The following is an 8887-nucleotide window of genomic DNA, read 5'->3' as shown; positions in this document are numbered from 1 at the left end:
ACCCATCAATAGCCTTTTCTAATTCAGATGGACAAAAATAATGATTTAGCTTAATTACATTTTTCATCGATCTGTGATATCGTTCTATCTTTCCTTGCGTCTGCGGATGCAAGGGTTTGCCATGGATACGATAAAAGCTTGACTCAGAAACGAATATCTGACTCTCTTCCAATAAAAGGACGGACAACTCCCTGGGAGTGAGCACAGGATGCTCTAAAGAAAGTTCGACCACTATTTGTCGAATATGGTCGGGGATTTGTTTCCATGTCGTTTGCCTCCTATAAGGCGTTTCTCTAAGAGCATTCATCCCCACCTGTGGCAGATTTCTGATACCAGTTATAAAAAGTACGCCTTGGAATACCTAAGCGTTTGAGGGCCTGAACAATACTTAACTCTGAACGCTTTACTGACAGAACTATAGTCTCTTTCTCTTCCGCACTATAACGTATATGCAATTCATGCATAGGGCTTATTCGATGAGTTTCAAGCTTTTTCCGAGTGGTTTGGCATTTCCGCGCGTGGCGAAAGTCGTTTTCCTGGTGGTTTGACATTTCCGCGCGTGGCGAAAGTCATTTCCCGAGTGGTTTGGCATTTCCGCGCATGGCGAAAGTCGTTTCCCGAGTGGTTTGGCATTTCCGCGCACGGCGAAAGTCATTTCCCGAAGGGTTTGGCATTTCTGCGCCGGGCGAAAGTCATTTTCCGAGTGATTTGACGCGTGCGCGAATCGTTTATTTATAAATATTGCTGTCCGGTAAACCTTTTTCATATATAAAAGTTAAGGGCCGAAATCCACTCTCGGATTTCAGCTCTTTTTGTTACCTTTGTTTCTGTGAAAAAACTTCAATAACATGGCCAAAAGTACACATTTTACCGTACAGCAATAATTTTGAGACAATTCCGCACGAAAAATCATGCTGTTTAATTTTTACCAGACAGCAATATTTATGTATGATTTTTATTTCTTTCGTTCCTTTTCTCCAATCAGTCCATGACGATATGCATAGAGCAGTTCCTCAAGGTCTTCAATCTGTTTTTTCAATTCAATACCTTTGTCGGTGTTAGCTACAAGCATCCTATGGCTACTCATTTCAACAATTTGTATTGTTGACTTAATGTCTGTTCCACGTAGGATGGCATCAGCCGCACTTGTGAAAGGCTCGTGTTGAACGAGTTGGAAGCCTCGGCTATGGTAAACCAGGGTGTAGCCCGCTATACCAGTTTCTTTATGATAGGCTTCTGAGAAACCTCCGTCAATGACCATGAGCTTTCCTGAGGCTTTTATTGGGTTTTCACCATTTGCCACATGAACGGGTACATGGCCATTGATGATATGTCGGTTAGAACCCTTTACTCCGAAAGCATCAAGGATGTGGTCTACAATTTTTTCATCATCACGCAAGAGGAAATAGTTGCCTTTTATTTCTTTGTGTGTATCCTTATCGGCTATGAAATATCGTTCAAATGTAGCCATCTTGCTTTTGTCAAAGAGTGGGCTATTGGGGCCACACCATAAATAAATGAAATAGTCGATGGCATATTTCTTTTCTTCAGGCGTACTATCATCTTGGAAGGCTGTTCGGATGAGCATACCTGTTTGTTGCATTAGCTCTCTTCCTTTATATTTCTTGCCCGGTTCAATTTCAACTTCTTTCAGTGTTCCGTCTTCATTGAGTGGAATTGAAGCGTGGAAGAGCAGATTGTCATTCCGAATGGCATACATGCATCCATGTTGGAGCATGAGTCTGATGTGTTTATGCAGTTTCTCGCTGACACGGAAAGAATGATGGAGTTTCCCCATCAGTGTTTTCTCTTCGAAGGTCATTGCACAAGGGTGCTTGGGGTCGATGGTTGGGAAATTGCAACTTGTCAACGGGTATTCTTTTCCATCAAGCATGATAGTCTTTTTTTCATAGTCTATCATCTTAAAAAGTTCTCTGTCCTGCATGTTCCATTCTGGATGAGCCTCAAAAAGTTGCGCTTCTTCTTTGAATTGCATCACGGCTATGGCCTTATGCATTTGTGCCGTTAGTCGGAGTGTTTTCTCATCGAGTTGCTTGGTGCCTCCATTCAATCGTGGAATAAATTCTTCGCATGGATCATCTTTATAGACTTCCATGGCAAATGTGGCTAAGGGAACAAGATTTATGCCATACCCCTCTTCAAGGGTGGTGAGATTTGCATAACGCAGGCTAAGACGTATGACATTACAGATACAAGCATCGTTGCCTGCACATGCTCCCATCCACAGGATGTCGTGGTTTCCCCATTGAATATCCCAGCTGTGATAGTCGGCCATTGTATCCATGATGATATGTGCCCCTGGTCCACGGTCATAGATGTCTCCAAGGATATGGAGTTGGTCTATTGCCAAGCGCTGTATGACGTTACACATGGCGATGATGAAGTCATCTGCACGCCCTGTTGAGATGATGGTATCGACAATCACATTGACATAGGCTGTCTTATTTGAGTTGTTCTCGGTATGTTCATGCAATAGCTCTTGGATAATGTATGAAAAGTCTGAGGGGAGTGATTTTCTTACCTTTGAGCGTGTGTATTTGCTGGACACTGTGCGGCACACAGCCACAAGCTGATGAAGTGTAATGTGATACCAGTCGTTGATATCTTGTTCTGTGGCCTTTACTAATTCGAGTTTCTGTTCTGGATAGTATATGAGTGAACACAATTCACGTTTTTCTTGTTCACGCAGGGTATTGCCAAAGAGTTCGTTTACTTTTCGTTTTATGTTTCCTGACGCATTTTTCAGCACATGTCTGAATGCTTCATATTCGCCATGTATGTCTGCCAGAAAGTGTTCTGTTCCTTTGGGTAGATTGAGAATGGCTTGGAGATTGATAATCTCTGTACTTGCATCTGCTATTGTTGGGAATGAGTTGGCTAACAACTGCAGGTAGCGCATATCTTTTTCGATGTTATATTTTCTCATATCATTGTTGTATTTATCTTTTTTGTTAGATGGTTGTCTTTTGCTGGGATGGGCATAAAGCCTTCGGTGAGTGAAGACTTTTCTTCCATGACGCTTTCCAAGCTTGAGACAAAGTCAAAGAGTTTGCATTCTACTAATAAATCGCTCATTTTATCTTCGTCATAGTCTGAAGACTGCATCAAGAGGCTTTGTTCGTCTATATCCTTTTGTAGGATTTGTCGGCGTTTGTATTTATAATTCAAGTAAAGAAAGCCTTTAAGCACATTGCGAATCGTCTTGTCTTCTATTTTATTTTTTAGTTTGTCGATGCGCTTTTCTATTGCTTCTCTAATGTGTTCATCGTGTTGTGCTATCACCATGTGGTATAATTGCACCAATTCATTGTTGAATAGGGTTTGTGTGGTGGCCGTTGTAATCAAGGGATTTTTGATTAGATGCACGTGTGCTTGGGGGTATTTCTCCTGAATATATGTGTATTCGGTCTTTCCCGTGGTTAGGAACACCAAATCTTTGGCCAAAGAAGGTTCCACGCGTGTCTTATTCCATGGCGCAATCTCAGCTAAGGGCGAATAGATGATGGGAATCAGCTTCTTTTTTGTCTGACGAATCATCCTTTTCATTTCTTTTGTGGGTATGCCTATGACATGTATGAGGTCGTAATCTTCACCCTTGGCCTCTTCTATATCACTGGCTTCAAAGGCTTTATGCAAAACATTCATAAAGCCTTCCTGAAGTTGGTCGTCTTGTTTGAGGATATGAAAAATCTTGATGCGCATATCTTCTTAAAGTTTATGACTCGTGAAGTCGTTCTTGTCAGCACGCATAAAGTTTACTTTGTATTTGAAGCTTCGCCAGGCCATACGCATTTCATAGAAAAACATTTTTGTTTTTGATAGGTGTTCATCAAAAAACGCGATGGTCTTATGGCATAGAAGTGTGTGGACTATGATGGTGAGGAGCAAATAGAAGACAGAGACTCCCAATAATATCCAATTATGGCTGAGTCCTGCATAAATGGCACTTGCAAGCGTGGTGAGTACGCCTGCGTGCAGGGTGAAGTTGGAGAGCAAGGCATATAGTCTGTGGCTCTTATACCCTTTGAGTTGAGGTCTTGATGCACGGAAATACATTTTTCTGTTGTTCCATGTCTTTTTGCTGGGGGCTTCTTCATAGAGCCATGAGCTTGTGCGTGCGTCAATGCGTGTGCGGTGATGGCGTGCATATTTATTGACCAGGAAATCATATTCTCCTCTGACAAGTTGCAGGTTACCCCGAAAGCCTTCTTCTTTCATAAAACGACTTTTCCGAAGGGCTATGTTGGGGCAGTTGGTAGCCCATGCTTTACCGCGTTGGGCCGAACTTAGGCATTGGTTTGCCAACAGTGCATGCTCAAAGCGCCATATAGCGGGGCAGGTTTCATCCATAGCTACATATCCCATGATGAAATCTGAATCGTCGTTCATGTTTTCTGCCCACGAGGAGAGCCAATGTTCATCTTGGGGTTTGCATGTAGGGTCGGTAATGGTTATCCATTCGGTGTGGGCGGCTTTTACGCCAAGCGTAATGGCCAGTTTTGTCCTACTCATATAGCGGGATGAGTCGGGTAAATAGGTGGCATAGAGATTTTTATAGGTGTTTTGGAGTTGTTTTATGAGGTCTTCGGTGTCATGGTCTCCTTTGTCTGCCACTACGATTACTCGGTATTCTCCTGCATATTCTTGCTGGAGGAAGAATGGGAGATTGCGTTTTAGCTCTGGTGCATTGTCGTGTGTGGGGATGATGATGCTCAGTGCGGGCAATGGGGTGTTTGAGTGAGAGGCGGGGAGGGCCTTGGTCTTGTGCCAGAAGGGGGTTAACAGCAATGCAAGGATTGTTGTTAACGTGATTGACAGGCCGATAATCAATGTGATTGTATCTATTATCATTATTTGTATTGTGTTTTTTATTGAGAATGTCAGTCGTTTGTGAAATACGACTTGGGGAGTTCTCGGCAGTTATATCCTGAGGCCATGATTTCGCCATAGGCTCCGGCGCTTCGGATGGCAAGAAGGTCGCCTCTTTGGGTTTTGTTGAGTTGGATATCTTTGGCAAAGACATCACTTGATTCGCATATTGGTCCAACAACGTCATAGGTTTCTTCTTCCATCGTGCTGTTGAGATTTTCTATATGGTGGGTTGCGTGATAGAGTGCTGGGCGAATGAGTTCGGTCATTCCTGCATCGACAATGACAAATTGCTTGTTGGTGCCTTTCTTCACATACAATACGCGTGTGATGAGGCTTCCGCATTGTCCTACTACGGAGCGTCCTAATTCGAAGTGTATTTGTTGTTGTGGATAGTGTTTCAGATGTGTGTCAAACGTGTCAAAATAGGTTTTGAAATCGGGAATGGAATGTGCTTGAGGGTGTTCATAGTCTATGCCCAATCCGCCTCCTACGTTGATGTGTTCTAATGTTATGCCGTGCTCGGCCAATTGGTCTTGCAGTTCATTGATGCGCTTGCAAAGCTTGATGAAGTCGGTCATGTCGAGGATTTGGCTTCCGATGTGGAAATGTAGTCCGATGAGTTTCACATTCTTCATCTTTGTGGCACGCTCTATGAGGTCATGCATGTCGTGCATGGCTATACCAAACTTGTTTTCGGCAAGGCCGGTGACAATGTTCGAATGGGTGTGTGCCCCTATGTTGGGGTTTATTCTGAGTGCAATGTGTGCTATTTTCGATTTGCAGGCCGCCAGCTGGTTGATAACTTCAAGTTCTGGCAGACTTTCTACGTTGAAACAGAAGATATCTTGGTCAAGGCCGAGATTTATTTCCCAATCATTTTTCCCAACTCCTGCATATACAATCTGTGATGGCTTAAATCCTGCCGCTATCGAAGCTTTAATTTCTCCTCCACTAACGCAGTCGGCCCCTAATCCTGCCTCTTGAATCATCCTGAGTAGCGTGGGATTGGCATTGGCTTTTACTGCATAGTGCACGTGAAAGCCTTTGTGTTTCACTGCTTCTGTGCTAATCGTGTGAAGTGTTGCTTGAAGCAACTTCGTATCGTAGTAGTAGAAGGGAGTGGGGTAGGCTGGGATAGCTGAGTGTGTGGGCTTATTTTCTGTCATGAACAACTTATTTGCAGTTGAAGAGGTTTGCACTCAAACGTTGTAAGGCTCTTTTTTTGTCGGCTTCCTGAATGAGGAAAGAGATGTTGTGGTTGCTTCCTCCATAGGAAATCATGCGCACGGGTATGTCTTCCAATGCTGTTATGGCTTTGGCTTCAAAGCCACGATTTTGCCAATCAAGGTCTCCCACAACGCAGATGATACACATGTCGGTATCGACGGTCACAGTACCATATTTTTTGAGTTCATCAACGATTTCGTCTAAATGGCTGTTGTTGTCAATGCTCATAGATACGCCAACTTCGCTGGTGGTAATCATGTCGATGGGGGTTTGATAGCTTTCAAAGATTTCGAAAACTTTTCTCAGAAAGCCTGTTGCTAAGAGCATGCGGCTGCTTTTTATCTTTACGGCCGTGATATTGTCTTTTGCAGCTACGGCTTTAAAGTCTCCCTTAACGATGTTGTTGTTGATGAGTGTTCCTTCTGCTTCGGGGTCCATGGTGTTTTTCAGCCTCACAGGGATGCCCGCATATTTTGCAGGTTGCACACAGGTGGGGTGAAGAATCTTTGCTCCGAAGTAGGCCAACTCTGCAGCTTCGTCAAAGCTTATTTGCCGGATGGCTTCTGTGTGTTCCACGATGCGTGGGTCGTTGTTGTGCATGCCGTCGATGTCTGTCCATATCTGAATTTCTTCTGCGGGCAACACGGCGCCAACGAGTGAGGCGGTGTAATCGCTTCCTCCTCGTTGCAGATTGTCTACTTCGCCATAGGCATTGCGACAGATGAAGCCTTGGGTGAGATAGATTTGATAGCCTTGGTTGGCTTTCATGAGTTGGGAGAGTCTTTCTTTAATCACCTGCAGGTCTGGTTCTCCGTTTTTGTCTATGCGCATAAAGTCGAGCGCATTGATTAAGACGGCTTTTATGCCCTTCTCTTGCAGATAGTTCACCATCATGTTGGTGCTCAATAACTCTCCTTGGGCAACAATGGTTTTCTCTTCAAAGCTGGTGAAAAGGTCTTTGGTGAACGAGCGCAGGTAGTTGAACTCTTCGGTTAGAAACTTTTTGATTTTATGCTTATAGGTCTCTGTGGTATAGAGTTCTTCTACATGTTGCATGTATTTATTTTCGAGCCTGTTGATAATCTCGTTTGCGCCCTCGGGGTTTTTCTTGTAGAGGTAGTTGGAGATTTCAATGAGCGAATTGGTTGTTCCACTCATGGCTGAGAGGACGATGAATGTGGGTTGTCCGCTCTCTGTGATGATGGTGGTCACTTCTTTCATGCGGGCTGGTGTGCCAACAGAGGTGCCTCCGAATTTCATTACCTTCATGATTGTTGTGTATTTGATTTTTATGGTTGTGCGTCGTATTGTGCATCTTCGCTGAGATCCATCTTGTTGTACTCTGTAGTCACATCGTTGATGGCTCCGTCTTTACACCGGTAGACGATGCCGGGGAAGCGGTCGAGCATTGGGATGTTGTGGGTGGTCATGACTACGGCCGTGCCCGTGGTGCTGATGTCTTTGAGCAGGCCGATAATCTTGCCGGCGGTGTCGGGGTCGAGGTTTCCGGTGGGCTCATCGGCGATAATGATTTTGGGTTTGTTGAGGATGGCACGTGCAATGGCCACGCGTTGCTGTTCACCGCCTGAGAGTTCGTGGGGGAGCTTGTCTATCTTGTCGAGCATACCCACATCGGTGAGCACGCTTTCTATGCGCTCGTTGATGTCTTTCTGACTTTTCCATCCTGTGGATTTCAGCACAAACTGAAGGTTCTTTCTGACGGTCATCTCATGTAAGAGTTTGAAATCTTGAAAGATGATGCCCATTTCTCTGCGTAGGGCGGGCACTTCTTTGCGTTTGAGATTAAAAATATCCCGTTCTAAGACTTCGGCTTTCTCTTCTTCTTTGTTTTCTTCGTGCCAGATGTCGAGCTCGCAATAGAAGGTTTTCAGCAAACTTGATTTTCCTGAGCCCACGCTGCCGATGATATACATGAACTCTCCTTCGTCTACGTGAAAGTTTACGTCTTGGAGTACGAGTTTTTCACCTTGATAGATGTCAACATTCTTATAATCTATTAAACTCATGATGATTTTCTGTTTTAATTGCACTTGTCTTTTGTTGTTGCCGACGCTCTGACAGGGGTGTTGGTGTCAGAAGATTTGATGTCTGAGAACCGCTGTGTGTGTATGTTTTGACAATGAGAATCGGTTGTTCAACTTTCATCATGCAAAGATAATAAATTTAATCTATAAAGGAAAAGATTGCCTCGCTTTTTTGTGTAGTCTTTACTCCGATTCGGGTAAACGTTACATGTAATATTGTAATATGTAATATTTTGGTTGTGGAGGCTCGCTCTTTCTTCTTAGAAAGGAGGGGGCTGCAAGGGAAAGCGTTGCGGCATTTTTGCGCGTGGGGCGTGTGCGTGGCATAGCCCTTTTGGCGGGGGGGGGGGGTAGTGTGGAGGGCGTGTGTGGTGTGAGGGACGAGGATGCGTAGCGTGTGCGTGGCGCGTGAGCATAGCCCCTTTGCGAGGTGCAGCGCGTGAGAGAGTCGCGTGTGCGTAGCGTGGCAGCGCGTGTGCCATGAGGGAGTGTGGTGCCTGATGGTAGGGAGGTGCAGGGCGATGCCGTCTCTCGCGAGAGGGGGATGTGCAGGGGTGGGATGTGTGAAAGCTGTGCCTTACAAAGGTAATAAAAAAGTTTGGAAAAACCAAATAAATGCAGAATTTTTTTGTCTGAATGGAAAATATTACATATTACAATATTACATGTAACATTTACTCAATTCCACCTTGCCGAGAAAAGGGGAGAAAGTAGTGTATAGG

At 44.4% G+C, this 8887-nt stretch carries 9 protein-coding genes; 1 reads left to right on the top strand and 8 read right to left on the bottom strand.

Features of this window, described 5'->3' with window-relative positions; all coding sequences use genetic code 11:
• A partial coding sequence (locus HMPREF9420_RS14375; RefSeq protein ID WP_007133795.1) for a helix-turn-helix domain-containing protein occupies nucleotides 1-307 on the bottom strand: 307 nt, incomplete at its 3' end.
• The gene (locus tag HMPREF9420_RS15005; RefSeq protein WP_007133794.1) at nucleotides 294-464 is read right to left on the bottom strand and encodes a helix-turn-helix domain-containing protein; all 171 of its coding nucleotides are present in this window, start codon (nucleotides 462-464) and stop codon (nucleotides 294-296) included. The genes HMPREF9420_RS15005 and HMPREF9420_RS14375, both read right to left, overlap by 14 nt.
• Nucleotides 465-498: 34 nt before the next feature.
• Between HMPREF9420_RS15005 and HMPREF9420_RS13820 the strand changes: the two genes are divergently transcribed.
• The gene (locus tag HMPREF9420_RS13820; protein WP_169309689.1) at nucleotides 499-738 is read left to right on the top strand and encodes a hypothetical protein; all 240 of its coding nucleotides are present in this window, start codon (nucleotides 499-501) and stop codon (nucleotides 736-738) included.
• Between the two features lie 217 nt (nucleotides 739-955).
• Here the strand turns inward: HMPREF9420_RS13820 and HMPREF9420_RS02325 are convergent, their stop codons facing one another.
• The 6 genes from HMPREF9420_RS02325 to HMPREF9420_RS02300 are packed head-to-tail and all read right to left on the bottom strand — an operon-like array spanning nucleotide 956 to nucleotide 8147.
• Nucleotides 956-2947 (bottom strand): fructose-bisphosphatase class III, encoded by a 1992-nt coding sequence (locus HMPREF9420_RS02325; RefSeq protein ID WP_007133792.1) that lies wholly within the window; start codon nucleotides 2945-2947, stop codon nucleotides 956-958.
• Nucleotides 2944-3723: a hypothetical protein gene (locus HMPREF9420_RS02320; RefSeq protein ID WP_007133791.1), complete on the bottom strand. Its 780-nt coding sequence runs from the start codon at nucleotides 3721-3723 to the stop codon at nucleotides 2944-2946. Before HMPREF9420_RS02320 ends, HMPREF9420_RS02325 begins: the two co-directional genes overlap by 4 nt.
• A gap of 6 nt (nucleotides 3724-3729) precedes the next feature.
• Complete coding sequence (locus tag HMPREF9420_RS02315) at nucleotides 3730-4872, bottom strand: glycosyltransferase (RefSeq protein ID WP_007133790.1); 1143 nt, start codon at nucleotides 4870-4872, stop codon at nucleotides 3730-3732.
• 29 nt (nucleotides 4873-4901) lie between these two features.
• Nucleotides 4902-6059 carry a diaminopimelate decarboxylase gene (gene lysA, locus HMPREF9420_RS02310; protein ID WP_007133789.1) on the bottom strand — a complete coding sequence of 386 codons (1158 nt, stop codon included), beginning with the start codon at nucleotides 6057-6059 and terminating at the stop codon, nucleotides 4902-4904.
• Between the two features lie 7 nt (nucleotides 6060-6066).
• Nucleotides 6067-7389 (bottom strand): aspartate kinase, encoded by a 1323-nt coding sequence (locus HMPREF9420_RS02305; protein WP_007133788.1) that lies wholly within the window; start codon nucleotides 7387-7389, stop codon nucleotides 6067-6069.
• A 20-nt stretch (nucleotides 7390-7409) separates the two neighbouring features.
• The gene (locus tag HMPREF9420_RS02300; protein ID WP_044078701.1) at nucleotides 7410-8147 is read right to left on the bottom strand and encodes a cell division ATP-binding protein FtsE; all 738 of its coding nucleotides are present in this window, start codon (nucleotides 8145-8147) and stop codon (nucleotides 7410-7412) included.
• Nucleotides 8148-8887 lie beyond the last annotated feature (740 nt).

The organism is Segatella salivae DSM 15606, assembly GCF_000185845.1.
Classification (GTDB): Bacteria; Bacteroidota; Bacteroidia; order Bacteroidales; family Bacteroidaceae; genus Prevotella; species Prevotella salivae.
The sequence above is the reverse complement of the archived record's forward strand: the minus strand, read 5'-3'. Positions and strand labels throughout refer to the sequence as shown.